The sequence below is a fragment of the Mycobacterium rhizamassiliense genome (genome assembly GCF_900157375.1).
Lineage (GTDB): Bacteria > Actinomycetota > Actinomycetes > Mycobacteriales > Mycobacteriaceae > Mycobacterium > Mycobacterium rhizamassiliense.
Genome location: NZ_LT721901.1, coordinates 2,711,883 through 2,736,599, shown reverse-complemented (window position 1 = coordinate 2,736,599; position 24,717 = coordinate 2,711,883). Strand labels below are relative to the sequence as shown.

The window sequence follows — 24,717 nt, the reverse complement described above, 5'->3', positions numbered from 1 at the left end:
ACATCACGGCGGCCGATGGTGGCGCTCTCATGGTCAGGGTGACAAAGATCGCCCGATACCCCACCGGGCAGAAACCCGTCGATGTTCTCGCGACATCATCCATGACATATCGGTGACCGTGTCACACCCGCCGGCACTGATAGAAATCTTGGGCGCCGGGCCGATCCGCGAGAATGAGGCCAAAGCGGGTCACGCACAATAGCTTTCGCATGTAACGTGTGCGCGGTGGGCAGACGCTCATGTCCTCGTCGCGGGTCAGGCAGTCGAAGTCCAGCTCGCAGATCTCCTCGGGACGGCGGCCGGTGTCGATGGCCAACTCGACGGCGGTGCGCCTCTCCACTGAGGTCAGCCGATTCGGGTGCGCGCACAGCTCGGCCACGATTTTCGGTGGCAGGTCCCGGTTCGGTTCTCCCGGTTCGGGTTCGGCGGGCACATTCGCTTGCCCAATCACGAAGTCTTCGCCCAGTCCGACCGCGATGTGGCCGGGTCGGGGTCAGTCTCATTACGCGGACGCGGGTGAGCACGGCTTGCACCTCGCGGCAGGCGCGGATCCGGGCCTGTAATGTATTGTCACGCTTAAACTACGGCTGTGTCGACCTAGCAACTGCCAAGCAAGGGTGGAACAGTGGCGCGCCGAGCAACGGAAGAACCATGGAATGCCTACCACAACCTCCAGCGTTGTATTCGGCGATCGATACTTACTTATCAATGCTTCAGCGGCATCCGACGGCCGACGAGATGATGGCGCAGATCCTTACGGAAAATTTCGAGGTCGGTATACGGGGCGACGACATGCTGCAAGGGATTGAGGGCTTACGTGAGCACCTACTGGAACGCGAGGAATTCTTCGATGAACGTAACGAGATCAAGGCGATGCTGTCTGTGGGCTACTCGCCGCATGGGGATATCGAAGTAACGACTAGGCTCGATTTCTTCTTGCGCCGTTGGAAGCCGCCGGCGCCCACTAGTGATGAATTCACCGGTACGGCTTTTCACACCTGGAGGATTCGATCCGTGGGTGAGCGATTGCGAATTGCATCTCAGATCGTCGACGGGTTCGCAAACCTCAACGACAACGCAAGGCGCCTCATCGCCAGTCCCGTACTCGGCGAGGATGTCGAGGAATGAGGTGGCGCGACCGCAGCGCCCATTCTCGCTGGCAAGAATGCTCGCCAGAATCCGCGAAGCAGGCTAATCGTGTCCACTTTTCCGAAGGGAAACACCATCTGCTGGCCACGAAAGCGCTGAACTACCCCAGATTTCGTTCCTAGTCGGTTGCGAGGGCCGGGGTTGGCTGGCTCGCGGGGCGTGAGGTGCCGGTGAGGGCGGCCTCGTACTCGGCTGGTGTCTGGTAGCCGAGGGCTTCGTGCAGGCGTTCCTGGTTGTACCAGGCAACCCATCCGGCGGTGGCCAGTTCGACGTCGTCGATGCAACGCCAGGGTTTGCCGCGGTTGATGAGCTCGGCCTTGTAGGCGGCATTGACGGCCTCAGCGAGTGCGTTGTCGTAACTATCGCCTCGCGATCCCACTGACGGGACGATCCCGAGTTCGCCCAGCTGATCGGTATAGGCCAGCGAATGGACTAACTCAGAAAGATCCGAGTTTGACTGCCATACAGCATGATTGAATGCCTGCAAGGGAAGATCCTCGGTGCGCATGGTCGCCGAGACGGCCCAGCCGGCGATCTTCTTGGTGGCCGCGTCGGTGATGAAGGCGGTGTAGCAGAATCCCTGCCAGGTCCGCGCGAAGGTGAACTCGGCGACCCACGGTCGGTTGGGGTGTCAGCCTTGAACTGCCGGTTGACTAGGTCGTCGGGTCGGGCTGCGGCGGGGCCGGTGATCGTGGTGAATACCGGTTTGCCGCGCTCGTTCGCGATCTGCCAACCGCCTGAATGCCCCCACCCATGCGGATAACTCACGACGCCGGGGGCCATCTTGTCGGTGACGTCGACGAGGACCCGGACCGATCCCGTTGCCGTCGAGAGCTCGACTTCATCACTTGAGCGGAGCGAGTCACGTTCTGCATCAACGGGATTGACGTACAACCTGGGCGTCCTGACCGATCCGATGTTGTGCATCCAGGAGTTGATGCTGGTCAATTCGCGCCGTCCGATCAGCACCAACCCAGGCGCAGGTCCCGCGATGTCGTGCAAGGCCTCCAGGATGGGTGGCGCTGCGAGCTGAATCTTGCCATCCGAATGCAGGATGTGTGTTGCCGCTCTGCCGGCCGGCTCAGGCAGGACTAATGCGATGCCGGGCTGTCGATCAGGAAGCTCGAGAAGCATCCGCACGCGCGATCACGATTCGCTCATGGCGGCCGTCCTCGACGAGATCGCTCTCCTGCCCGGCATCTGTCGAACCGAAACGTTCTACGGCTGCCGGGTTTGCCTTTGCGGGGTATCACGACCGTGCGCACCCCGAGGTCGTGCAGGTCGTCCTCGACGCGTTTCTCACCGTAGCCGCATCGGCGGTGACCGTGCTTGGCGCGCGAGCCACATTTATGCGCCAAACTGGGTACGACCCCACAGAGCCACTCAGCACAGGCGCGGGTTTTCAGGTCGAAGTAACTAGGTCCCAGTTGTCATATCGCCCGGCGCGAAGGCGCTCTGCAACGCAGGCGATTCTGGCGAGTGTGGGCAACTCCAGATGACCTGGGCCACCGGGGCAAGGGCATTGTGGGCGGACCTGTATTGCGGGCGGACCTATTTCGTGTCGCCGACGCGTGGCCCCGGCGTGAACCTGACCGGCAGCTCCCGCACGGCGAATACCTCCCCTGCGTCCTCAAACATCTTCGCCTCGCCTGCGAGTTCGAAGTCCGGCAGCCGCTGCAGCACCTGGGTCGTCATTACGTCGAACATCATCTTGGCGTAGTGCGAGCCCAAACACCGGTGCATACCCACCCCGAACGCCATGTGCTTCTTGGCATTCGGCCGGGACAGGTCAAGGGTGTCGGGGTTTGCGAACATCATGGGGTCCCGGTTGGCGGCCGCCCACATCAGGATTGCGCGATCGCCCTTGCATAGTGGCTGGCCGCGGAACTCAGCATCACGAGAGACGGTGCGCGCTAGGCCCAGAGTCGGCGTGTACAACCGCAGCAGCTCGTCGACGGATTTCTTCACCAGATCCGGATCGGCCATGAACTGCTGCCGCAATTCGGTGTCCGTGCATAGCCGCAACAGCACGTTGCCGGTGAAGCCGCTGGTGGTATCCATGCCGCCCAGCATCATCAGCACCGTGTACATGGTGATCTGGGTATCGTCGAGTGGCTTGCCATCGATGGTGCCGCGCAGGATATCGCTGAACAGGTCGTCACCGAGGCCCTCGGTGCGCCGCTGCTCCATGTGCGTAACGATCTCGCCGAACATCTCCATGCCAGCCACCCCGGCCTTCTCCGGGTCGTGGGCGCGATCATGCACCATCGAGTGCACCCAGCGCACCCACTGCGAGTGCCGCGATTCGTCGAACTCCAGCAATCGCAGGATCAGTCGTGCCGGCAGCGGCGTCGTCAACTCACCGACAAGATCAGCGTGGCCACGCTCGATGAACGCGTCTATCGCCTCATTGGTCATCTCAATGGCCGCGTCGCGGAACCGCTCCGCCGATCCCGGAGAAAACCGCTTGAGGGTGACGTCGCGCAGCTTCTGCGTTTCCGGGGGGTCAGACTCGATCGGCAGGATCGGAAGGGGTAACTCGCTAGCCGGCACTGCGATCGAGGGGTAGGAATTGAACAGATCGTCGTCTCTGGCGGCCTCGAACACCGAGGCATAGTCCACCAGCGCCCAGAAGCCCTCATAGTGGTCGGAATGCGCGACCGGACAACCCGATTCGCGCATCTCGCGGAACCTGCCGTGCGGGTCCACACGAAACCCAGGCGAGTGGTGATCAAGGTCCACCTCGGCGCGCGGGCGTGACTCGGCCTCGGCTTTCGTGTCGGTCATCGGCATAAGTCCCATCGTTGGGCGATCTGGAAACACCTGGCGGCACCCGTCTCGCCGCATGCTAGCTTATCCGTTGACGTTTTTGTCAACTATCCCCAGTGGCATCCGGACGGCTGCAACAAACGCCACATCTATGCAGCTCATGACTGTAGTAACGATAGTCGACGTGGTTGTCAAATGACGGTGGAGCCCCCGAATGCGGGCGTCTACATTCAGGTGAACGCCGCGAATTCTCGATCGTGGACACTGCCTGCGGGCGACAAGCGCCACCAGCCGCACCGAGGAGGGGCCAACGCAATGCGGGCGCACGACGACCTACGACACGAGGAGCTCGCACAACTTGTCGGCACATCCCGGGAGACCGTCAACACGGCGCACGCCGAGCTGGCACAACGCCACTGGATCAAGACGGGCGTCAACAGCCTGCTGCCTGGGAACCCCTCCGCCTCCTCAAGCGTGCACGTTCATGACCGGCCATCGAGCACACGCCAGCTCGATGGTTGGACACGTCGGCCGGCAGCGCTTTCCAGACTGGGGACCTCGCCCCATGGGCGCCATCGTCAGAGCACTGATGCCGTCAGTCCGGCTCGGCAGCGCGACGGTCCGTCACGGCTCCGTACATGCCGCACCAGCAACCCTGACAAATCTCGACTATCTCTACACATCGAGCGCGGGAGAGCGCTACAGGTGGCCTATCCGTACGGCCAGGGTGCTCCTCGAACTCACCACGGTTGAGCCTTACCAACAGCAATTGCTTGCAGGCAACAACGAAAGGGTACGGACATCATGGGCGATGAAACCACCGCCACTGCTCAGCTCATCGATCTGATTCACGACATCAGCTTCGACGATCTACCTACTCGGGTTGTCCACGACACCAAACGACTCATCGCCGACACCGTGGGGTGCGCACTAGGTGCTCGCCACTATGCGGCGGCGCGGATAGTCGCAGAGGTTGCGGCCGAGATGGGTGGCCCCGGAGCGGGTGCCCCAGCCACGGTGGTAGGCACCACGGTGAAGGCTTCTCCAGCCGCGACTACCGCGGCAAACATGTATCTGGGCAATTACCTCGACGCCGACGACACTTACCTGAGTTTCAGTCACCCCGGGGTCGCGGCAGTGTTCCCCGGCCTGGCATTCGCCGAGAGCGTGGGGTTGTCGGGTGAAGCGCTGATCACGGCAGTGGCCCTCGGTTACGAGGTAGGTTGTCGGGTCGGCGGAGCCCTGGAGTTCATACGTCTGACACCGGCCGGGGACATCGAAGCGGTGCCGGGATGTCTGGGCTGGTACGGCTTCAGCGTGGCCGGCGCGGTCGGCAAGCTGTTGGACTTCACACCTGCCCAGTACAACAACGCTTTCGGTCTCGCGGGCTGGACCGCGCCGATCGAGACCGGACAATTCTTCGCGCCCGTCCTGCGACCCGGCAAGCACATGCTGAAGTACTCGCCGGTCAGCTCGATGGGCATCAATGGAGTGATGGCCGCCCAACTCGCGCACAAGGGATTCGTAGGCGAACAGAACATCTTCGACGCTCCGGAGGAATTCTGGCGCGCGTTCGGGACTGTGGGCCTCAACCGGCAGCGTCTGCTCGCCGAACTCGGGGAGACATGGCAGGTGTCACGAACGTCATTCAAACCCTATTCGGCGTGCCGCTACGGCCATCCCGCGATTGCACTGTTCACCAAGTTGATCCGGCGTCACGAACTCGAGCCCCAGGACATCGATCGCGTCGTGGTGCGTACTTTCGAGCGCGGCGTGAACTGGCTCGGTCCCACTTACGCGCCTGAGACGCCGTCGGATCTGCAATTCAGTATCCCGATGGCGCTGGGCGCTGCCGCCCACGGATCCGATCTAGGGCCCTCTTGGCAGGACGACGAGAGCATCCACGACCCGCGATACCTGGCGTTCGCCCGGAAGGTCGTGGTCGAAGGCCACCCCGACAGCGGGAAAGTCATCTTCGAGCAGATGCTGGCCACAGGCCGCTTCACTCGCATACCCAACGAGGTCCAGATCAACGCCCGCGGAAAGGAATTCAGCGAAAGCTGCGAGTACGTCTGGGGCGACCCTGGTTCGGACGACACCAGGATGACCGATGACCAGGTCAAGGACAAATACCGCACCTACGCACAAGCAGCCCTCTCAGCCGCCCAGGTCGACCAGTCGCTCCAAGTGATGTTCACCCTCGACAAGGTCAACAACGTAGCGAAAGAACTGACACCACTGCTCCAACAGGAGTGAGCGCAGAACACCTGGCCGTCCGCTCCTTTGGGCGAGTGCTTTTGCGAGCCAAATGGTCAGGACTGACGATGTTGCTAAACAATCAGTGCACTGTTGTCAATCTTCGCTGCAATCTCGACAAGAACCGTTCCTGCGCGACGTGATAACCCAACTCCCACCCCACCCTGTCCTGCTCAGCGGACCATGGCACGAACGACTTATCATTTCGGGTGGCGGCCTGTTCGCGTTGCCCGATCCTGATCACCGGCAGCGGTCGACGCTCCGGGGCAATGTGCCCACTGCGGGATTGACGCTCAGCGAATTCGTGGCGCTGCAGCCCGGTGATCTAGGACATCAAACCATCGCATCGCCTTTCCTCCACACTATGCGGAATCAGAACGGTAGGGATGAGCGGCTGATGCGCCACCAGCCTGGGTTGAGCGTTTCGGCCAGTAGGGCGAGATCCTCGACGAACTGATCCGCGTCCAGCCCCTCGATGTAAAACGTCACGTAGTCGTTCCCTCCTCCGAAGCGCGCAAGGCCGGCCCCTTCACGGCCACAAGCGGCCGCTGCGGCGAGCTGCTCAAGCCGGCGGACGTCGTCGTCAGATTCCAGCTCTCCTGTCGCGATGGAGATATGACGGATTCCGGTGGCGAGGTCCTCAGCCTCGGCGACGAGCGCCGTTTGACGGAGCTGCGCTAAGTAGGCCTCGACCGCCGTGAAGTGCGCGTCACTCATGATTTCCGTGCGGTCGGCGCGGGCCGTTCGACGATCAGTCGACTACCTTCCAGCACCTGCACCACGCGATGCTCGGAGTCGCCATACCGAACCGGGTCGCCTTGCTGAAGGCGCATTTGAGATAGCTCCTGCTTGAGCTAACCAGCGGCGGACAGTTGATGGTAGCACCGCACCGGGCCAGCTCCGATCAGATCGACCAACTCCTCGGCGCGGGCAGTTGTTTCGGTGGCGCAGAACTTGCGGTACGCAGGTGTCAGCGCAGCCTTAACGATCTGTCACATATACGGCACCGCCGCCGTTTTATACATGCTGGCATTGCCGCGGTTCGGGTGCTCGTGCCCGCATTCCGCCACCACAGCGCCGCTTTCATTGCGGGGAACGCCGCGCCATGCGCCGCCAGCGCGGCCGGTGTAGCCGACGGTCAACATTCGTTAGTGCTCCTCACCGATAATCCGTTGTGTCGAATCTGATTCGCGCTGAGTGGGTTACGTTATGCGGACGCCGCACAGGCAGTGCAGATTCCGGTGTTGTCGTAGTCGGTGCGCAGCCACGCGTACGGGCCGTTGGCGGTTGACCTGACCTACGGTCTGGTTACTCGTCTGGGTGTTGCGTCTCAGGCGAGTTGGGATGTTCTGGTCGAGCGTAGTTCGTATTCGGTGGGCGTCAGGTAGCCCAGTGCTGAGTGTCGGCGTTGGCGGTTGTGGAAGATCTCGATGTAGTCGAATATCGCGTTGGCCAACTCCACGCGGGTGTTCCATTTCTTGCGGTTGAGAAGTTCGATCTGCATCGACGACCAGAATGACTGTGACACTTTCAGCATGCTGCGCGGCAAGGTGGTGCTGGCTGACGTGACTCACAGAATGACCGACCCCACCGGTGTCCTCATTGAGAGATATGTCCGTCAGCCGCACCGCCGACCTCGATGGCTTGATTAGGAGCTTGTCCCTTCGGGTGACCCATCACAGTCCTGCCTCAACTCCTCGGCGGAGTCCTTACCGCCGCATTAGAAGGAGCAAGGCATGGCACTGGCAGAACTCGTCGATCACGTCATTGGCGTTGATCCTGATCGTGATCGTATTACCGCGGCCGTCGTATGTTCGAAGACCCAGGGTGAGCTCGCCTCGAGAGTTTTCCCCACCACGGCCCGCGGCTATGGGCAAGCGTTGCGATGGGCAGCGCCCTACACGACCGAGGGTCGGCGGGCCTGGTCGATTGAGTCAACGGGGAGCTACGGCGCCGGCCTCGCGGCAGCCTTGGCGGCCAAGGGCGAGTTCGTCATTGAGTTTGACCATCCCAGCACCAGATCGGCCAAGGACGGCGCGAAGTCTGACTCCCTTGACGCAGTCCGGGCCGCACGGGAGATTCTCGGACGCACGAGTTGGGCAACCCCGCGGTCACGCGGTGCGCGCGAAGGGCTGCGCACACTGATCACCGCACGCGATAGCGCGAAACTTGTCCGAGTCGCTGCGATTAACGTGCTCAAGGCTCTGGTCGTCACCGCGCCGGTCGACCTCTGTGAGGAGCTCCGAGGGCGGCCCCTGATGGCGTTGGTGGCTCGTTGCCAACGACTGCGCCCTGACACTGCTACCGACCCCGAATACGCGGCTACGAAGTTGTCGCTGCGCAGCACTGCGAACAGAGTCAGGCAGTTGACCGACGAGTGCCGCGAGCTTGAGTTGGCGATGATCCCGCTGGTGCGGTCGATGGCACCAGCGCTACTCGATGAACCGGGCATCGGTGTGCTGATCGCCGCTCAGATCCTGGTGTCATGGTCACACCCCGGCCGCTGCCGGGACGAAGCCGCCTTCGCACGCCTGGGCGGCGTTGCACCGCTCGAAGCGACCTCGGGTCAAACCCAGACTCGCCACCGTCTCTCACGTGGTGGTGACCGCCAGCTCAACCGAGCGCTGCACACCGTCATCCTGGCCCGGGCCAAAGTTCACCCGCCGACCAAGGACTACATCGCCCGGCGGGTCAGCGATGGCAAGACCAAACGTGAAGCCATGCGGTGTCTAAAGCGGTACTACGCACGTCATCTCTTCCGACTCCTCGAAACCGCCCCGATCACCACTTGACACCCGATAGGAGCATCTCCATCGCGGCGTTGTCGCCGGCTGCACCCACGCGGGCCATGGAGCCGACCAGGTCGTGGCGGCCCAAGGCGTGCACGAACTTTCGGCTGCGAAATTGCGGACCTCTATCCGTGTGAAGAATGCAGCCGGGCGTCTCGCCGCGGCGGGCGATCGCACTATGCAGTGCCGTGGTCGCCAACCGTGACTTCATCCGGGAACCGATGCTGTAGCCGACGATGCGGTTGGAGAAGGCGTCCTTGATCGCGCACAGGTACAGCTTTCCCTCACCGGTGCGATGTTCGGTAATATCGGCTAGCCACACCATGTTTGGCGCTTCGGCGGTGAAGTCTCTGTTGACGCGGTCGTCGTGGACAGGCGGGCCCGTCTTGCCGTTCTTGCCGCGTTTCTTGCCGAACACACTCCACCACCGGTTGTCGGTGCAGATCCACCAGGCGGTGCGCTCGGCCATCGGTTCCCCGGCTTGGCGGGCTTCTTCGGCCAGGTACCGGTAGCCGAACTCCGGGTCATCGGTGTGGGCGTCGAACAGGGCGTTGGCCCGGTACGCCTCGATGCGTTCGCCGTCGGTGATCGGCGTAGGCGCACCAAATATGGCCTGCGCGTGCTAGATCCTCGCGTCTTTATGCCCCCAAAGCGATAGCAATCAACCCCGTCGTGGTGACGCGAAACGTGATGTACGCCATCCACACTGTGCTTCATCCGCCAGCAAAGCCCGTCGTGACAGCAGAAAAGGGCATCCATGAATTTCGCGGACGTCATCGCCATACTCGACGATTCGGTCGGCGGGCCTGACGCGGACGTAGCCTCCCACGGCCCGTTCTGGAGGGGTATCACCCGGGACCGGTTCGTCGCGATGAAAATCGGCGGACGGCCACTTGTGATCCTCGGCGACGGCGATAACTCCAATCTGGTGAAGTCGCTGAGGGGGCAGGCCCCCTTCGGTTCCGACTTGCCGGAGCCTCCCGTGGGGGCGGTGACTCCTGCGATGCCCGCTTACCTTCCTCCCGTAACCTCCGATTCCATTAAGAGGATCGTTCAGTGGATCAATGACGGTTGTCGGGAGGTCTGAGTCGGCTTCTCCCCCCAAGGCGGTAGCGATAAACCCCCTAGTGGGGGCGATCGAAATGGCCATCGCCACAACACTTGAATCGCCGGCGTGAGTCCCCAAGCGATCACGCGCGCAACGCAGGTCAGGCACGACAGCACGACAGCAGGAGGAGATCCGTGACCACCGCCCAGCAGGCCGATACAGCAATCCTCCCCGACGAGATCGCACGACGGATCGTGCTCCCCGAGGGGCACGCCGACCTCGCAGAACTCCACGAGGCCTACAGGTGGATGCGCAACAACATGCCGGTCGGTAAGGCCATCGTCGAGGGCTACGATCCGCTCTGGCTGGTCAGCAAGTACGCCGATATCCAGGAAGTCGAGGGGCAGCCGGAGATCTTCACCGCCGGCGGCGCGGACAAGCCCGGCTCGCACAACCCGATCCTGCAGAACCAGGCGGGCGACGGGTTTACCCAGCAACTCCTGGGGGGCAGCCTCCGTCTCATGGACGCTCTGCCGTTCCTCGATCCGCCCGAGCACACCACCGTCAAAAACATCGCGTTCGACTGGTTCAAGCCTTTGCAGCTTAAGAACTGGGAAACCAAGATCCGCGTGCTGGCAAACGAGTCCATCGAAAAGCTCAAGAAACTCTCCGAGTCAGGTAAGCAGATCGATCTCGTCGATGACTGGGCTCTGGGTTACCCGCTGCACGTGGTGATGACGCTGTTCGGAGTGCCTGCGGAGGATGAGCCGCGAATGATGGCGCTCACCCAGGAATTCTTTGGCACCGCGGACCCCGAGCACCAGCGCGAGGATGTCGAGCCGCTGAGTCCCGAGGCGATGGCCCAACAGTTCGCCAACACTGTGCAGGACTTCTACGGTTACTTCGACAACTTGATCGCGGACTGCAGGGCCAATCCCCGCGATGACTTGGCCACCTTGATCTCGGTGGCTAGGCAGCCCGATGGCGAGTATTGGCCGACTCCGTACACGTACGGCTGGTTCATGGCCATCTGCACCGCCGGCCACGACACAACGTCCGCCACTCTGGCCGGCACGCTGCAGCAACTAGCTCTGCACCCTGAGGTGCTGGCGAGAGTCAAAGCCGACCCGAGCCTGGTGCCCAACCTGATCCAGGAGGGCTTGCGATATGTGGCACCGGTCAAGCACTTCATGCGTCGCGCGCTGCAAGACTACGAACTGGACGGTCAGACCATCAAGGCCGGCGACCGGGTGATGCCGTTATTCCAATCAGCCTGCCGCGACGCGGACCTGTTCTCAAACCCAGACGAGTTCAATATCGACCGTAAGCCCAACAATCACATGGCATTCGGCTTCGGTGCGCACACCTGTGTCGGCCAACATCTGGCCAAGCTCGAGTTGCGCGTTATGTTCGAGGAACTACTGCCCCGACTGGAGTCCATCGAAGTGCTCGGGCCTGGCAGCGTGACGCACACCAACTTCGTAGGTGGACTCAAGCACCTGCCCGCGCGGGTGACCGTATCTTGAGCGGGCTTTCCCCAGCATCCTGACGACGATGCCCATTGCCAGCGTCCACGAGTTCACCGCGGAGCTGACCGTCCTGCACCGCGGCACCCCCGCAGAGGGTGTCGTGGTGCTGGACCTCGGCCATTTGGACAACACGTACTTGCCCAGGTGGCAGCCGGGCGCCCACATCGACCTGCTTCTCGCTGACGACCTGGTCCGCCAGTACTCGCTGTGCGGAGACCCGCACGATGCGACGACGTGGCGCATCGGGGTCCTGCTGGATCTCAACAGCCGAGGTGGTTCGCAGTACGTGCACGAGAAGCTCCAGGTGGGCTCTGTCGTGCGAGTCCGGGGCCCACGCAACCACTTTCCGCTCGTCGACTCCGCCAATTACCGTTTCATCGCCGGAGGCATCGGGATAACGCCAATTATGGCGATGGTTGAGGCGGCAGAGCAGGCCGACAGCGATTGGACACTTCTGTATGGCGGCCGGACCAGGGGTTCCATGGCCTTCGCCGCCGACTTGGCAGAACGCTATCCCGATCGGGTCACATTGGGGCCCCAGGACGAGTGTGGTCCCCTCGACCTGCGATCGCTGCTCGAGGAACCCGAGAACAGCGCCCTGATCTACTGCTGCGGCCCCGAGGCATTGCTGGCAGCGGTCGAGCAGCAGTGCGCTCATTGGCCCAAGGGGACCCTCCACATCGAGCGGTTCGCAGCCAAGGCACCCACGGCAGAGCAGGAAGCGGCCGCACTCGAGCAGTTCGAAGTGGTGTGCCAGCGTTCGGGGGTGACCCTCGAGGTCGGGGCCAACCAGTCGATCCTCGAACTCGTAGAGGCAACCGGTATTCCCATTACCACCAGCTGCTATGAGGGCGTTTGCGGTAGCTGCGAAGCGCGGGTGCTGGAAGGTCTTCCCGATCACCGGGATTCGGTACTCAGCGCGTCTCAAAGGGAGTCCGGCGAGGTGATGCTGATCTGCGTCTCACGGTCGTGCACCGAAAAGCTGGTGCTGGACCTGTGAACAACTATCCGCGAAGGTGCTCGTATATCTCGGCCACTTCGCATGAGATCAGCACAACACCACTTGGCCGACGTCTGCTCGGTGACGACGTCGTACTATGGCGCGGCGTGAGCGGACAAATCAGTGCGTTCGAAAACCGTTGTGCGCAACGAGGTTTTCGCGCTGGTAGGCCAACGTACAGGCATATAAGGGCTCGTACTGTCGCAGGCTCAGCCCGTCGAACTCGAGGTGCTCGAGATCGGCCGAGTCCGAGATTCGGCCCGATCCCAGGTGCAATGCCAGCGGTTCAGCCTCGGGCCCCCACACCACGACGTTGTAGCCGGCCCGGCCGCGGTCGTTCAGGTACAGGTACACCTGCATACCGATCTGTTCCTCAGGCGCGACCACTTCCCAGAACAGGCTGCCGCGCATCCGCTTGCCTTGGGCCGGACGATGCCGGAGATCGTCGCGGGGGTCGAATTGCACACTGCCTCCTGCAGCTTGCTGTTGTCAGAAGACGTACCTCGCGATCATTTCGGCCGCCGCCGCCGGCTTGTCGATGCCGTCCACCTCGACGGTATGGCGGATCGTCAGATGCACGGTCGCATCGTTCACCGGAGTGACGTCGACCAGATCCGACCGCACCCGCAAACGGGAACCCACGGCACCGGCGCGATAAACCGCACCTTGTTGAGCCCGTAATTGATTCCCATCTTGGCGTTCTCGACGACGAAACACTGGCTTACTCAACGCGGGTATTAATGAGAGCGTCAGCAGCCCATGGGCAATCGTTGTGCCGTAGGGACTTTCGGTTATCGCGCGCAGCGGGTCGACGTGGATCCACTGGTGGTCACCCGTCGCCTCCGCGAAGGCATCGATACGCGCCTGATCCACATCCAGCCAATCGCTAACGCCCAACTCGGTGCCAACCGCCCCGGCGGCGTCGTCGATGGAGGTGATCACCTTCATGGCGAATCCCTTTCGTTTCCCAACTCAGACGGTTCGCGCGGCCTTGGCAGCGGCCGAGGCGGCCTGGCTGCGTTCACGTGCGTGGGCCCATTCCAGATCGGTCAGCGCCGTTAGCGCGGCGAAGGTGTTCGGCCCTGCCAGGCGCTGTCCGCCGTCCATGGCGATGGTCTCCCCGGTGAGGTAGTCACACGCATCGGAGAACGTGAAGATCGTCAGATTGGCCAATTCGTCGATGGTTCCGGTTCGGCCCAGCGGGATCTGCTCGGCTTGGGTCGCACCCGCCGAGCTTTCCTCGGTGGGATTGAGCATCTCCCAAGCGTATTCGGTGGGAATCGGTCCGGGTGCCAGGGCGTTGAGCCGGATCCCGTAGCGTCCCCACTCCACCGCCAACGACATCGTCATCGCATGCACGGCGGCCTTAGCCATGGCCGAGGGAACTACGAACGCCGAACCGCTCCACACCCAGGTGGTGAGATTGGACAGTACCGCGCCCGGCAAACCCTCAGCAATCCAACGCTTTCCAACCGTCAGGGTGGTGTTGAACGACCCGGTCATCACCGTCGAGGTGACCGCTTCGAACGCCCGCGGACTCAGGGTCGCCGTCGGGGCGATGAAGTTGGCCGCCGCATTGTTGAGCACGCCGGTCAATGGGCCGTACTGCTCCCAGATTTCGCCGACCGCCGCCGACACGGCGTCATAGTCGCGGACATTGACCGGCTGGTAGTGTGCGGATCCTGGTCTGCTCCTTGAGATCTCAGTGGCGGCCTCGGCCAGCACGGCTTCCCGCCGGCCCCAGATGTGCACGTGCGCGCCGTGAGCGACCAGTCGGGCGGCGACGCCACGACCGAGTCCGGTGCCGCCACCGGTGATCAGGATCCGCTTGCCGGCTAGCACGTCGGGTGCGTAAATGCTTCTCGAAGTCATAGCCCGAGGCTCTTGCCGATGATGTCACGCTGAATTTCGTTGGCACCCCCGTAGATTGGTGGGGCGAGCGCCTTGCGCACCTGCAGCTCCATGCCGTATTCCACCGTATAGCCGTTGCCGCCCATCAGCTGCACGCCCTCCAGCGCGGCCCGTTTCGCGACCTCAGTGCACTTCAGTTTGGCGATCGCCCCCTCGCGGGCGAGCTGGTCCTCAAGGCCCGCATCGATCTGCGCTGCCACCTGGTAGGCGTACGCGCGGCAGCAGTCGATCTCGGCTACCAGGTCGGCGAGACGATGCCGAACGGCCTGGAAGCTGCCAATCGAGCGGCCGAACTGTTCGCGTTGCCGCACATAGCTAATGGTGTCCTGCAGCGACCGTCGGGCTGCGCCCAGCGACATTGCCGCGATGATCAGTCGCTCTACGTTGAGACCCCGCATCAACCGATGCCAGGCGTCGCCGACCCCACCGACGACGTTGGCGGCGGGAACGGCGACATCGGTGAAGAACACCTCATTGACGGTGTGACCGTCCATCGTGATGATCGGCTTGATTTCCAAACCCGGGGACTCGGTGGTCAGATACAACAGTGTGAGGCCCTGATGCTTGCTGCCCTCGGTAGACGTGCGGGTGAGCACCAACAGGTGATCGGCCAGATGCGCAGCGGTGATCCAGGTCTTCTGGCCGTTGATGACGAACCGGTCGCCGTCGCGGACCGCACGGGTGCGCACCGAGCCCAGATCAGACCCGGCGCCGGGCTCCGAAAGCGCAATCGCCTCGAATCTCCCGTTGCATAGGTTGCCCAGCACCTCTTTCTTCTGCTCTTCGGTGCCGTGCCGCAGGTAGGTCTGGGCCGCGGTCAACCCAGTGCCGTACGCATGGATGGGGGCGAGTCCGCGGGCGGTCTCCTCGAGGAAGATGCACTCTTCGACCATGCCGGCTCCCCCGCCCCCGTACTCAATGGGCAGCGACACCCCGAGCCACCCGAGATCGGCAAGACGCGACAGCAGCTGGGGACTGTTAGACAGCCGCCCGCCGTCGGTGAGTTCCAAACGCTGCTCTGCGGTGCCACAGTTGTCGGCGCAGAACTGTTCGATCGCGCTTGCGAAATCTGTTTGCTCAGAGGTGAACACGTGGCTCAGTTGCCCCTATAGGGTGCGAAGTCCGGCGTCCGCTTCTCGTTGAACGCCGTGACGCCCTCTTTCGCCTCCGCCGTCTCGCCGAATAGCTTGAGATTGGAGTAGGCCATTTGACCGACCGAAGCGAACTGCTCCGTATCGGTGTTGAACGATTGCTTGAGGACCTTCAGCGACGTGGGCGAAAGTTGCAGTATTTCATCCGCCCAGGCGCGCACTTCGGCCTTGAGCTGATCAGCCGGCACCACCTTGTTGACCAAGCCCCATTCGTAGGCCTGTTGGGCGGAGTACCTACGGCACAGGAACCAGATCTCACGAGCGCGCTTCTCGCCGACCACGCGTGCCAGATATCCGGTGCCGAAGCCCGCGTCAAAGGAGCCCACCCGCGGACCGTTTTGCCCAAACAGCGCAGTCTCGGAGGCGATAGTCAGATCACACAGCACGTGCAGCACGTGGCCACCGCCGATCGCGAAGCCGTTCACCGCTGCGATCACCGGCTTAGGCACGTCACGGATCACGCGGTGGAGTGAGTCGACTTCGAACAGACCACTGTTCGATGGGCCGTAGTCGCCGGTCTCGGCGCGCTGCTTCTGGTCACCGCCGGTGCAGAAGGCTTTGTCTCCGGCGCCGGTCAGACAGATGGCACCCACCTCCCCGCTGCCCCAGGCCCGCTTGAACGCCTTGATCAGCTCGTCGACGGTCCGCGCTCGGAAGGAGTTATAACGCTCTGGACGGTTGATGGTGATCCAGGCCAGCCCATTGTCGACTGCGTAGGTGATATCGGTGAACTCAGTCATTCTGTCGCCCTTCATCTTTGAAAGCCAGCTGGCCGTCCGATTCGGCACTTGCAATTTGGTCATACCATAATACCAAAGCTGCTGGTCATCAAGAATCGACGTCGCTGGGGCAACACTGCAGGAATTTCAGGACGCCGTCGCACCCCTCCGGGTAGATATTTCTTCCCCCCGTGGAGGCATCGTGGCCGCGGTCAGCTCTCCCTGAACTCACCGAGCAGGGGTTCGGCCTGGTTCTCGCGGTTCCTCAGTTCCACACGCCGAATTTTGCCGGAGATGGTCTTGGGCAGCTCCATGAACACAATGCGGCGGATGCGCTGATACGGCGCCAGATTCTGGCGGGCATGCGCGAAGATCGCATCGGCGGTGGATCGGTCGGGTGCCCAGCCGGACGCCAGGCTGATGTAGGCCTTCGGCACGGCCAGCCGCACCGCATCCGGGGCCGGGACCACCGCGGCTTCGGCGACAGCCGGATGCTCGATCAGCACGCTCTCCAGCTCGAACGGCGAGATCTTGTAGTCAGATGCTTTGAACACGTCATCGGAGCGGCCGACGTAGGTGACATAGCCATCGGCGTCCCGGCTGGCGAAATCGCCGGTGTGGTAGTAGCCACCGGCGGTGACTATGGCGTTACGGTCGGGATCGCCGAGGTAGCCCGTCATGAGGTTGACCGGACGCTGGTCGATCCGCAAGCAAATCTCGCCTTCGTCGGACGGTTCCCCGGTGAGTGGATCGACGATCTCGACGGGGATGCCGGGCAATGGTCTACCCATCGAACCCGGCTTCACCGGCGCTCCCGGCGTGTTACCGATCAGTGCGGTGGTTTCGGTCTGCCCGAACCCATCTCTGATGGTCAATCCCCACCGCTTGCGAACGTGTTCGATCACTTCCGGGTTCAACGGCTCACCGGCGCAGACCGCCTCCCGCAGGGCCTGCGGCCTTTCGCCAAGATCGGCCTGAATCAGCATGCGCCACACGGTCGTTGGTGCACACAACGAGGTGACGGCCACGCGTTGCAGCAGCGACAGGAACCGTGCGGCGTCGAATCGCTCGTAGTTGTAGGCCACGATTGTCGACTCGGCGATCCATGGGGCGAAGAACGAGCTCCACGCGTGCTTGGCCCACCCCGGCGAGCTGATGTTGAGGTGGACGTCGCCCGGCGCCAGCCCGACGAAATACATCGTCGACAGATGCCCGACCGGATAAGACCGATGGGTGTGCTCGACGAGTTTGGGGTGGCTTGTCGTGCCTGACGTGAAGTAAATCAGCATGGGATCGTCGGCCGCGGTCGAAGTGGTGAAGCGGCGCGGCGCGGCGATGGCGTCCGATTCGCGGTACAGGCGCCAGGGCGCGGGTGCGTCTCCGATCGCGATGCGTCCGTAGTCGCCGGGTATGTCGGCGAACTTGTGGACGTGATTGGAGTTGGTGATCACGTGACCCACGCCGCCGCGCTCCAGCCGGTCGACGAGGTCCTTCGGTCCCAGTGCCGTCGTCGCCGGCAAGATCACCGCGCCCAACTTCATGACGGCCAGCATCGATTCCCAGAGCTCGGCCTGGTTGCCGAGCATGAGCATGACGCGGTCACCCGGCGAAACGCCGGACTGCGCGAGCCACGTCGCGACGCGATTCGACCGGTCCGCGATCTCGGCGAACGAATACGAGTCGTCCGATCCGTCGTCGCCAACGATCCGCAGGGCGGTGCCGATGTTCCCTTCTGCGACATGGTCGAACCAGTCGGTCGCCCAGTTGAACTGCTCGGTGACGTCGGGCCACCGGAATGTCGGCGCCACGGCGGCGTATTCGTCGCGGTGGTGGATCAGTAGGTCGCGGGCCGCCCGGTAAGCGGCGGCGCCTAGGGTCGGTTCACGCACTATCGGCTCCTCGCCTCGGTTTGCTGCCGGGTTGCGGGCAGGGTGGACGTTAATATCTGGGAAGTGTGTCGGCCGCGCATGGCTCGCGCCCGGCGGCGATCCGAAGGAGGGTGCCGATGGCGCGTCGAGAGCCCGCGGTGCGATCGTCGCGGGCCGAGCGCGTCGCCGCCGATCTCGAGCACGAGATCCTTTCGGAGCGACTTCCCGTCGGCGCCCATCTCGGTCGCCGATCGGAGATCATGGACCGATTCGGGATCAGCCCGACGGTGATGAACGAGACGTTGCGCATCCTGCGCAATCGAGATCTGGTGTCGGTGCGCTCGGGACCTGGTGGCGGCATCACGGTGGCCAGCGCACCGCCACAGATTCGTACCGGGGCGTTGGACATGTGGTTTCAGGCGTCCAATCCGCATCCGTTGGACTTGTTCGAGGGCCGTCTTTATCTCGAGTTCGGTCTGACAAAAGCCGCGTTCGAACGCGCCACGGCCGAGGACATCAGCTCGATGCGCGCAGCAATGGTGACGATGCGGTCGAGCGCCCAAGCGCCGGACTTCTTCGACGCCGTCCTGGCATTCCACAGCGTCGTTGCCGCCGCCGCGCACATACCGGTGCTCGAGGGCATGCACCAATTGATCGTCACAAGTATCAAAGCGGTGCTGAGCCGGGTGATGTTCGTCAAGGACCACGAGCCACTGCTGGCGGCCAGCCTGGACGTTCACGATGACATCGTGGCATCCATCGCCGTTCACGATCAGGCGTCGTTCGTCGAGGCGATCAACCGACACGATCGTGACCTGATTCGAGCCGACGATCCGGACCGGACCCCCGACACTCCGCAGCACCCCTGACCGCCTAGGCCGCTCGCGATAACACAGGGTCAGCGAGACCCGTTGTGCGGTCGCAAGGCTCAGCGCTTGCTGCATGCGGCTAGTTGTATCACCCAGAAAGTGTGACCCACAACATTATGCATGCATAATCTTGAATTATGTATGCATAATGCCATATCATGTGATCGGCCCCACACGCCGCGCCGCCCGGAGGAACGATCATCGCCGCTACGCAACCCCTTGACCACGGCCTCATCGACGTGCACACCCATGCCATCGACGCCGGCCTGCCGGACCTTGCACGACGGTTTCCGGGTGACCCCTTGCCATCGGTGGAGCTTTTGGACGACACGGATGCGTGGCTCCACTTCGACGGCAAGCGGTATCGCCGGATCGACCACCGGTGTTGGTCAGCCGCCCCCCGACTGGCCGACATGGACCGCGATGGTATTGCGGTACAAGTCGTTTCACCGATCCCGGTAACGTTCTGCTACCGGGGCGACGCCGCTGCCGCCGCGGAACTCGCTGCGTTGCAGAACGACTTCTTCGCCCGCATGGTCAGTAACCATCCCACTCGTTTCGCTGCGCTCGGTGCGGTACCACTTCAAGATCCCGACCGGGCCGTCGAGGAACTGCGGCGCTGCATGGGCCGCCCCGGTTTCCTCGGTGTGGAGATCGGTACCCAGGTGCGAGGCATCGATCTCTCCGACGAGCGGTTCGATCATTTCTTCGCCATCGCCCACGAACTCGGCGCCCTGATTTTGGTGCACCCCAGCGACCAGGACCTGCTACCCCGGACTACGTCGATCGGCCTGGGATTCGGCGCGGGCATGCCCATCGAGACGGGGCTGGCAGCCGCCGCGCTTATCGGTAGTGGCGCACTGGCGCGGCGCCCCAGGGTGCGGCTCTGCCTGGCTCACGGGGCAGGAACACTCCCTTCGCTGATCGGACGGCTCGACAAAGGCGCTCTGATCGCCGGCATGACCGAAGACTCCGCCGACTTGCCCAGTCGACAGGCCGCCGCACTGTGGTGCGACTCGCTGACCTATAACCCTCGGGCCCTGGACGCGGCGGTTGAACTCTTCGGACCCGACCACGTCCTGTTTGGGTCCGACTACCCCTTTCCCGCGATGCCCGAACCCATCGACGACATCGTGGCAGACCTACCCGTCGACCTTCGATACCGAATCTGCAGAACGAATGTGGAGGAACACTATGGCCCATTTCCTCGGACTGGGGCTCACGCACTATCCGCTGCTGGCGGGCACGGATGAACACATGGCCAGCCTGCTGCGCTGGACCCTGACCGATCCCGACATCCCGGCGGCGGAAAAGGATCCCGCGAACTGGCCGGCAGCGATGCGGGACGAATGGGGCAATGATCAGGGCGTGGCGGCCGCAGCGCATCATCGGAAGTTGTTGGTGGAGAACCTGGCTCGCTGCCGGAACGCGCTCGATGAGTTCAACCCGGATGTCGTGGTGGTTTGGGGTGATGACCAGTACGAGAACTTTCGCGAGGAGATCATTCCCCCGTTCTGCGTGCTGGCCTACGGCGACGTGGAGGCCGAACCGTTTGAGCTCATGACCGAGCGCGGCAGCCCTAATGCCTGGGGCCTGCCGAATGACACCACCATCACCCTGCACGGCGCCCCCGAAAACGCTCGTCAGCTCACCACAAGCCTCATCGAACGCGGCTTCGACATGGCCTATTCCTATGAGAAGCGCAAGGATTCAGCCTTCCCGCACGCCATCATCAACACTCAGCTGTTCCTCGACTATCCCAATGCCGGCGCGACATTCCCCTACCCCCTGATCCCGATCACGGTTAACTGTTACGGCCCGCACGTGATAGCACGGCGCGGCGGGCTGGTCCGGTTCGCCGACATCAGGAAAGAGCGCACCGATCCGGTCGGCCCCTCGCCGGCGCGCTGCTTCGCGCTGGGCCGCGCGGTGGCCCAGTCGTTCGCCGGCACCAATCTGCGTGTCGCACTGGTCGCTTCGTCGAGTTGGTCGCACGCGTTCCTGGTCGACAAGAACTGGCACATCACGCCGGACACCGACGCGGATCTGCGGCTCTACGAACTGTTGAAGAACGGCGACTACGCCAAGTGGCAGTCCACCTCGGCCCAGGACCTCATCGAGTCGGGTCAGCAGGAACTCCTCAACTGGTTCTGCATGACCGGCGCCGTTGCTGAACTCGGACTCGAGCTCGCATGGTCGGACTTCGTTGCCACCGACGTCTTCAACTCCAACAAGTGCTTCGGCGTCTTCAAGGAAGGAAACCAGGGATGACAACCACCGTGGCGCAACCACAGGTGCTCGATGCGGGCGGCATAAAGACCAGTTATCTGGACGCCGGTTCCGGTGAGCCCCTACTGATGCTGCACGGCTCGGGTCCCGGTGTTTCGGCAACGGCCAACTGGCAGTACAACATCGAACCGCTGTCCCGGCGCTTTCACGTCCTGGCACCGGACATCGTCGGCTTCGGCGCCACCGAGCGACCCGAGCACGTCGTGTACTCCCTACGAAACTGGACCGATCACGTCTGGGCGTTCCTCGACGCTCAGAACATCGAACGAACCACGATTGTCGGCAACTCGCTCGGCGGCCGGATCGCCCTCCAGATGGCGACCGACCATCCTGAGCGGGTCCGTCGGATGGTCCTCATGGGCGCCCCCGGGGTGGGCATGACCCCGACCGAGGGCCTGACCGCGCTTCGCGCCTACGAACCTTCGCACGAGGCGATGCGCAACCTGCTGCGCAACTATTTCGCCGTAGACCCGTCCTTGATCACCGACGAGTTGGTGGCCATCCGTTACGAAGCCAGTATCGCCGATGGCGCTTACGAGGCCTACCGCGCGATGTTTTTCGATCCCCGCTACAAAGGATCCGAACTTGGCATCACCGTCGAAGAAGTGCGCGCCATCAATACCCCGACACTGTTGGTGCACGGTCGCGAAGACCAGGTCGTGCCCTTGGCGGTGTCGGTGACGATGTTGGACCTGTTGCCCAACGCCGACCTACACGTATTCAGCAGATGTGGACACTGGACCCAGATCGAGCGCGCCGACGAGTTCTCCGCGCTGGTCGCCGATTACCTGGAGCGCTCATGAGCACCGTTGAAGACTGGACAACCCAGGTTACCGAACCGCAAGCCAGTGAGCCGCTGGTGGTGGATGACCAAGACCGCCAAGTGTTTCGGGTGCACCGCTCGGCAATGACCTCGACCGAAATACACCGCGCCGAGGTCGAACGGGTCTTCGGCAAATCGTGGCTGTACGTCGGCCACGAGTCTGAGATCCCCAATCCCGGCGACTTCGTGCGGCGGAAAGTGGCCGGCCGCCCGATCTTCATGGTTCGCGGCGCGAAAAGCGGAAACATCAACGTGTTCCACAACTCGTGCACACATCGAGGAGCCTTGGTGTGCCGGCGAGATTCCGGAAACGCAAAGGTATTTCAATGCTTCTACCACGCCTGGTCATTCGACAGTGAGGGTCGACTCAACGGTGTGCCCGACCGGCAGGGCTACTCGAAAGGGCTGGACTACGACGAGTTGGGACTGGCCCGCGTGGCCCGGGTGGAGTCCTACCGCGGATTCGTATTCGCCAGCTACGATCCGGATATCATCGACCTGCCGACGTATCTGGCCGGGGCCAAGGATTACATCGATCTGGTGGTAGACGGCTGCGGGGGCTCGGTGGAGATCATCAAGGGCACCAACGAATACAGCTTCAACGCGAACTGGAAGCTGTTGGTGGAGAACAGTGCCGACGGTTATCACGCCCAGTCGACACATGACACCTACTTCAAGTACCTGGTTTTCCTCGGGACCGAACTGCAAGGCGGGGTCATCGGGCAACCCGTAAAGCTTGGCAACGGGCACGCCGTCATCGAGTACTCCTCTCCCTGGGGCCGCCCGGTCGCGAAGTGGGAACCGCTCTTCGGCGAGGACGCCCGCGGCGAAATCGACCGTATCCGTGCAGAACTCGTCGACCGGTACGGCGAGGAGCGCGCACACAAGATGGCTGAGGTGAACCGTAACCTGATCATCTATCCCAATCTGATCATTAACGACATCATGGCGGTAACCGTCCGCACAATGTTCTCGCCGACCCCGGACCGCGTCGATGTCACCGCCTGGGAGCTTGCTCCCATCGACGAGCCTGCCAGCCTGCGGGAACGGCGACTCGACAGTTTCCTTACCTTCCTAGGCCCAGGCGGATTCGCCACGCCGGACGACATCGAGGCGCTCGAGTCCTGCCAACAAGGTTTCGAGGGTGGCGGAGTCGTATGGAACGACATCTCGCGCGGCATGGGCCGCGGCCCGATGGCTAATGACGAGGAACAGATGCGCGAGTTCTGGCGACGTTGGCAGCAACAGATGGGCACCGCGGCGGACCGGGGAGGTGCACGGTGACCGCCGCCGCGCACGTCGCCACCCGCGCCGAAGTCGAGGACTTCCTCTTCCACGAATCCGCGTTACTTGATGCATGGAACCTCGACGAATGGCTGACGTTGTTCGATCCCGACGCCAAGTACGAGATCCCCTGCAATGACAAACTCGACGGTAATCCGCATCGGGATCTGATGCTCATCGATGACGACCACCGCAGGATGCGGGCCAGAGTCGAGCGGCTCAACAACCGGCGCGCCCACCGCGAATACCCCCACTCGCGTACCAACCACCAGGTGTTCAACGTGCAGGTCCACCCCGCAGGTGAGGAGTTGTCGGTGACCGCCTCCTTCACGGTATGGCGGTTCCGGGACGGCCGGTCGAGCGCGTATGTCGGGCATTACCACTACCGGCTGCGGGCTGCGGACGCCGGTTTCCGCATCGCATACAAGCGGGTGGAACTGGATATGACGGATCTGCGGCAGGTCGCCGACGTGGCGATCATTCTGTGAGCGCGGCATTGTCGGGCCGGACGGCGATCGTCACCGGTGCGGCGTCGGGAATCGGGCTTGGCATCGTCGAGCGCCTCATCGCCGACGGGGCTCGAGTCTTCGCAGCCACTCGCTCCAAAGAGGATCTGCAGGCGGTTGACGAGCGGGTGGCGACCGTGACCGGATTCGTCGGCGAGCTGCACGAACCTGGCGTCGCGGATGATCTGGTCAGCGCCGGCCTCGACGCGCTCGGCCACATCGACATCCTGGTGAATAACGCCGGCGGCGGCATGATCCGCCCGACCCTAGGGCACACCGAGGAAACGCTGCAGGCCACCATCGACAACAACCTGTGGACTGCGATCCGCTGTATACGAGCAGTCCTGCCGCACATGATTTCTCGCGAACACGGCCGGATCATCAACATCGGCGCCGACTCGGTTCGCACCGGCCTGATGGACCACGCCATGTACAACGCCGCCAAAGGCGGGGTGCATGCGATGGTCACCGGGCTGGCGCGCGAGTTCGCCGGGTCCGGCATCACCGCTAACACCGTCGCCCCGTGCTACGTGGTCACGCCGGAATTGGCCGCCCTGTGCGCATCCGGCGACGCGCCACCCCGGCTGCTGGAGGTGGTCCAGCACGGCACCGCCATCGTTCCGTTGGGACGCCCCGGCGACCCAACGGAAGTCGCCGCCACCGTGGCGTTCCTGGCCGGCGAGGACAGCCGTTTCCTCACCGGACAAACCATTTACGTCAACGGCGGCGCCAGCATGGGCTGACGCCCGTCGATCTA

General features: G+C 63.0%; 25 protein-coding genes and 3 pseudogenes. 14 read left to right on the top strand and 14 right to left on the bottom strand.

Annotation, left to right across the window (positions count from 1 at the left end):
* Window positions 1–121: 121 nt before the first annotated feature.
* Window positions 122–451, bottom strand: coding sequence for a hypothetical protein (locus tag MRAB57_RS13490; protein WP_131829128.1), 330 nt, complete (start codon window positions 449–451; stop codon window positions 122–124).
* 227 nt (window positions 452–678) lie between these two features.
* Here MRAB57_RS13490 and MRAB57_RS13485 point away from each other — a divergent pair, with 227 nt between their 5' ends.
* Window positions 679–1,128 carry a hypothetical protein gene (locus MRAB57_RS13485; protein WP_131829127.1) on the top strand — a complete coding sequence of 150 codons (450 nt, stop codon included), beginning with the start codon at window positions 679–681 and terminating at the stop codon, window positions 1,126–1,128.
* A 139-nt stretch (window positions 1,129–1,267) separates the two neighbouring features.
* On the opposite strand, the gene MRAB57_RS13480 is transcribed toward MRAB57_RS13485, so the two are convergent.
* The 3 genes from MRAB57_RS13480 to MRAB57_RS13470 form a co-directional block, all read right to left on the bottom strand.
* Complete coding sequence (locus tag MRAB57_RS13480) at window positions 1,268–1,657, bottom strand: integrase core domain-containing protein (RefSeq protein WP_083743398.1); 390 nt, start codon at window positions 1,655–1,657, stop codon at window positions 1,268–1,270.
* Window positions 1,582–2,283 (bottom strand): molybdopterin dinucleotide binding domain-containing protein, encoded by a 702-nt coding sequence (locus MRAB57_RS29615; protein ID WP_083743613.1) that lies wholly within the window; start codon window positions 2,281–2,283, stop codon window positions 1,582–1,584. Before MRAB57_RS29615 ends, MRAB57_RS13480 begins: the two co-directional genes overlap by 76 nt.
* Window positions 2,284–2,700: 417 nt before the next feature.
* Window positions 2,701–3,936: a cytochrome P450 gene (locus MRAB57_RS13470; protein ID WP_077082007.1), complete on the bottom strand. Its 1,236-nt coding sequence runs from the start codon at window positions 3,934–3,936 to the stop codon at window positions 2,701–2,703.
* Between the two features lie 177 nt (window positions 3,937–4,113).
* On the opposite strand from MRAB57_RS13470, the gene MRAB57_RS13465 reads away from it, so the two are divergent.
* Window positions 4,114–4,671 carry a helix-turn-helix domain-containing protein gene (locus MRAB57_RS13465; protein WP_077079448.1) on the top strand — a complete coding sequence of 186 codons (558 nt, stop codon included), beginning with the start codon at window positions 4,114–4,116 and terminating at the stop codon, window positions 4,669–4,671.
* 51 nt (window positions 4,672–4,722) lie between these two features.
* A complete protein-coding gene (locus MRAB57_RS13460; RefSeq protein ID WP_077079447.1) occupies window positions 4,723–6,174 on the top strand; it encodes an MmgE/PrpD family protein in 1,452 nt (483 codons plus the stop codon).
* A gap of 372 nt (window positions 6,175–6,546) precedes the next feature.
* Here MRAB57_RS13460 and MRAB57_RS13455 read toward each other — a convergent pair whose 3' ends face one another.
* From MRAB57_RS13455 to MRAB57_RS13450, 3 genes and pseudogenes are all read right to left on the bottom strand, one after another.
* The gene (locus tag MRAB57_RS13455) at window positions 6,547–6,891 is read right to left on the bottom strand and encodes a hypothetical protein (RefSeq protein ID WP_077079446.1); all 345 of its coding nucleotides are present in this window, start codon (window positions 6,889–6,891) and stop codon (window positions 6,547–6,549) included.
* Between the two features lie 275 nt (window positions 6,892–7,166).
* Window positions 7,167–7,319, bottom strand: a complete 153-nt coding sequence (locus tag MRAB57_RS28575) for a hypothetical protein (RefSeq protein ID WP_157900604.1) — start codon at window positions 7,317–7,319, stop codon at window positions 7,167–7,169.
* Between the two features lie 185 nt (window positions 7,320–7,504).
* Window positions 7,505–7,696, bottom strand: a pseudogene (locus MRAB57_RS13450) (IS3 family transposase); the annotation flags it as partial.
* Between the two features lie 214 nt (window positions 7,697–7,910).
* On the opposite strand from MRAB57_RS13450, the gene MRAB57_RS13445 reads away from it, so the two are divergent.
* Entirely contained in the window at window positions 7,911–8,966 is a 1,056-nt protein-coding gene (locus tag MRAB57_RS13445; protein ID WP_077087937.1) for a transposase, read from the top strand.
* Between the two features lie 4 nt (window positions 8,967–8,970).
* Here the strand turns inward: MRAB57_RS13445 and MRAB57_RS28945 are convergent.
* A pseudogene (locus MRAB57_RS28945) lies at window positions 8,971–9,288 on the bottom strand (transposase); the annotation flags it as partial.
* 432 nt (window positions 9,289–9,720) lie between these two features.
* On the opposite strand from MRAB57_RS28945, the gene MRAB57_RS13435 reads away from it, so the two are divergent.
* The 3 genes from MRAB57_RS13435 to MRAB57_RS13425 all read left to right on the top strand — a co-directional run bounded on the left by MRAB57_RS13435 (window position 9,721) and on the right by MRAB57_RS13425 (window position 12,540).
* Window positions 9,721–10,050 carry a hypothetical protein gene (locus MRAB57_RS13435; protein WP_077079443.1) on the top strand — a complete coding sequence of 110 codons (330 nt, stop codon included), beginning with the start codon at window positions 9,721–9,723 and terminating at the stop codon, window positions 10,048–10,050.
* A 155-nt stretch (window positions 10,051–10,205) separates the two neighbouring features.
* Window positions 10,206–11,537 carry a cytochrome P450 gene (locus tag MRAB57_RS13430; protein WP_077079442.1) on the top strand — a complete coding sequence of 444 codons (1,332 nt, stop codon included), beginning with the start codon at window positions 10,206–10,208 and terminating at the stop codon, window positions 11,535–11,537.
* Window positions 11,538–11,565: 28 nt separating this feature from the next.
* On the top strand, window positions 11,566–12,540 hold the full coding sequence (locus tag MRAB57_RS13425; protein WP_077079441.1) for a PDR/VanB family oxidoreductase: 975 nt from the start codon (window positions 11,566–11,568) through the stop codon (window positions 12,538–12,540).
* Between the two features lie 120 nt (window positions 12,541–12,660).
* On the opposite strand, the gene MRAB57_RS13420 is transcribed toward MRAB57_RS13425, so the two are convergent.
* From MRAB57_RS13420 to MRAB57_RS13395, 6 genes and pseudogenes are all read right to left on the bottom strand, one after another.
* Window positions 12,661–13,005, bottom strand: coding sequence for a hypothetical protein (locus MRAB57_RS13420; RefSeq protein WP_077079440.1), 345 nt, complete (start codon window positions 13,003–13,005; stop codon window positions 12,661–12,663).
* 24 nt (window positions 13,006–13,029) lie between these two features.
* Window positions 13,030–13,488, bottom strand: a pseudogene (locus MRAB57_RS13415) (MaoC family dehydratase).
* A 24-nt stretch (window positions 13,489–13,512) separates the two neighbouring features.
* The gene (locus tag MRAB57_RS13410) at window positions 13,513–14,412 is read right to left on the bottom strand and encodes an SDR family oxidoreductase (RefSeq protein WP_077079439.1); all 900 of its coding nucleotides are present in this window, start codon (window positions 14,410–14,412) and stop codon (window positions 13,513–13,515) included.
* Window positions 14,409–15,542: an acyl-CoA dehydrogenase family protein gene (locus MRAB57_RS13405; protein ID WP_077079438.1), complete on the bottom strand. Its 1,134-nt coding sequence runs from the start codon at window positions 15,540–15,542 to the stop codon at window positions 14,409–14,411. The genes MRAB57_RS13410 and MRAB57_RS13405 overlap by 4 nt, the downstream gene beginning before the upstream one ends.
* 5 nt (window positions 15,543–15,547) lie before the next feature.
* Window positions 15,548–16,342, bottom strand: coding sequence for an enoyl-CoA hydratase-related protein (locus MRAB57_RS13400; RefSeq protein WP_077082006.1), 795 nt, complete (start codon window positions 16,340–16,342; stop codon window positions 15,548–15,550).
* Between the two features lie 191 nt (window positions 16,343–16,533).
* Window positions 16,534–18,210 carry an AMP-binding protein gene (locus tag MRAB57_RS13395; protein WP_083743396.1) on the bottom strand — a complete coding sequence of 559 codons (1,677 nt, stop codon included), beginning with the start codon at window positions 18,208–18,210 and terminating at the stop codon, window positions 16,534–16,536.
* Between the two features lie 116 nt (window positions 18,211–18,326).
* Here MRAB57_RS13395 and MRAB57_RS13390 point away from each other — a divergent pair, with 116 nt between their 5' ends.
* From MRAB57_RS13390 to MRAB57_RS13360, 7 genes are all read left to right on the top strand, one after another.
* Window positions 18,327–19,058 (top strand): FadR/GntR family transcriptional regulator, encoded by a 732-nt coding sequence (locus MRAB57_RS13390; protein WP_077079437.1) that lies wholly within the window; start codon window positions 18,327–18,329, stop codon window positions 19,056–19,058.
* A 239-nt stretch (window positions 19,059–19,297) separates the two neighbouring features.
* On the top strand, window positions 19,298–20,311 hold the full coding sequence (locus tag MRAB57_RS13385; RefSeq protein ID WP_083743395.1) for an amidohydrolase family protein: 1,014 nt from the start codon (window positions 19,298–19,300) through the stop codon (window positions 20,309–20,311).
* Window positions 20,253–21,329: a DODA-type extradiol aromatic ring-opening family dioxygenase gene (locus MRAB57_RS13380; protein WP_077079435.1), complete on the top strand. Its 1,077-nt coding sequence runs from the start codon at window positions 20,253–20,255 to the stop codon at window positions 21,327–21,329. The genes MRAB57_RS13385 and MRAB57_RS13380 overlap by 59 nt, the downstream gene beginning before the upstream one ends.
* On the top strand, window positions 21,326–22,150 hold the full coding sequence (locus MRAB57_RS13375; RefSeq protein WP_077079434.1) for an alpha/beta fold hydrolase: 825 nt from the start codon (window positions 21,326–21,328) through the stop codon (window positions 22,148–22,150). Before MRAB57_RS13380 ends, MRAB57_RS13375 begins: the two co-directional genes overlap by 4 nt.
* Window positions 22,147–23,454 carry an aromatic ring-hydroxylating oxygenase subunit alpha gene (locus MRAB57_RS13370; protein WP_077079433.1) on the top strand — a complete coding sequence of 436 codons (1,308 nt, stop codon included), beginning with the start codon at window positions 22,147–22,149 and terminating at the stop codon, window positions 23,452–23,454. Before MRAB57_RS13375 ends, MRAB57_RS13370 begins: the two co-directional genes overlap by 4 nt.
* Window positions 23,451–23,942: an aromatic-ring-hydroxylating dioxygenase subunit beta gene (locus MRAB57_RS13365; protein WP_077079432.1), complete on the top strand. Its 492-nt coding sequence runs from the start codon at window positions 23,451–23,453 to the stop codon at window positions 23,940–23,942. Before MRAB57_RS13370 ends, MRAB57_RS13365 begins: the two co-directional genes overlap by 4 nt.
* Window positions 23,939–24,703 carry an SDR family NAD(P)-dependent oxidoreductase gene (locus MRAB57_RS13360; RefSeq protein ID WP_077079431.1) on the top strand — a complete coding sequence of 255 codons (765 nt, stop codon included), beginning with the start codon at window positions 23,939–23,941 and terminating at the stop codon, window positions 24,701–24,703. Before MRAB57_RS13365 ends, MRAB57_RS13360 begins: the two co-directional genes overlap by 4 nt.
* The last annotated feature ends 14 nt before the right edge of the window (window positions 24,704–24,717 follow it).

Excerpts from the sequence above, each read along its gene's own strand:
- MRAB57_RS13480 (WP_083743398.1), bottom strand. The coding sequence starts at position 1,657 with ATGCGCACCGAGGATCTTCCCTTGCAGGCATTCAATCATGCTGTATGG.
- MRAB57_RS29615 (WP_083743613.1), bottom strand. The coding sequence starts at position 2,283 with ATGCTTCTCGAGCTTCCTGATCGACAGCCCGGCATCGCATTAGTCCTG.
- MRAB57_RS13470 (WP_077082007.1), bottom strand. The coding sequence starts at position 3,936 with ATGACCGACACGAAAGCCGAGGCCGAGTCACGCCCGCGCGCCGAGGTG.
- MRAB57_RS13465 (WP_077079448.1), top strand. The coding sequence starts at position 4,114 with ATGACGGTGGAGCCCCCGAATGCGGGCGTCTACATTCAGGTGAACGCC.
- MRAB57_RS13460 (WP_077079447.1), top strand. The coding sequence starts at position 4,723 with ATGGGCGATGAAACCACCGCCACTGCTCAGCTCATCGATCTGATTCAC.
- MRAB57_RS13455 (WP_077079446.1), bottom strand. The coding sequence starts at position 6,891 with ATGAGTGACGCGCACTTCACGGCGGTCGAGGCCTACTTAGCGCAGCTC.
- MRAB57_RS28575 (WP_157900604.1), bottom strand. The coding sequence starts at position 7,319 with ATGTTGACCGTCGGCTACACCGGCCGCGCTGGCGGCGCATGGCGCGGC.
- MRAB57_RS13445 (WP_077087937.1), top strand. The coding sequence starts at position 7,911 with ATGGCACTGGCAGAACTCGTCGATCACGTCATTGGCGTTGATCCTGAT.
- MRAB57_RS13435 (WP_077079443.1), top strand. The coding sequence starts at position 9,721 with ATGAATTTCGCGGACGTCATCGCCATACTCGACGATTCGGTCGGCGGG.
- MRAB57_RS13425 (WP_077079441.1), top strand. The coding sequence starts at position 11,566 with ATGCCCATTGCCAGCGTCCACGAGTTCACCGCGGAGCTGACCGTCCTG.
- MRAB57_RS13410 (WP_077079439.1), bottom strand. The coding sequence starts at position 14,412 with ATGACTTCGAGAAGCATTTACGCACCCGACGTGCTAGCCGGCAAGCGG.
- MRAB57_RS13400 (WP_077082006.1), bottom strand. The coding sequence starts at position 16,342 with ATGACTGAGTTCACCGATATCACCTACGCAGTCGACAATGGGCTGGCC.
- MRAB57_RS13390 (WP_077079437.1), top strand. The coding sequence starts at position 18,327 with ATGGCGCGTCGAGAGCCCGCGGTGCGATCGTCGCGGGCCGAGCGCGTC.
- MRAB57_RS13380 (WP_077079435.1), top strand. The coding sequence starts at position 20,253 with ATGGCCCATTTCCTCGGACTGGGGCTCACGCACTATCCGCTGCTGGCG.
- MRAB57_RS13375 (WP_077079434.1), top strand. The coding sequence starts at position 21,326 with ATGACAACCACCGTGGCGCAACCACAGGTGCTCGATGCGGGCGGCATA.
- MRAB57_RS13370 (WP_077079433.1), top strand. The coding sequence starts at position 22,147 with ATGAGCACCGTTGAAGACTGGACAACCCAGGTTACCGAACCGCAAGCC.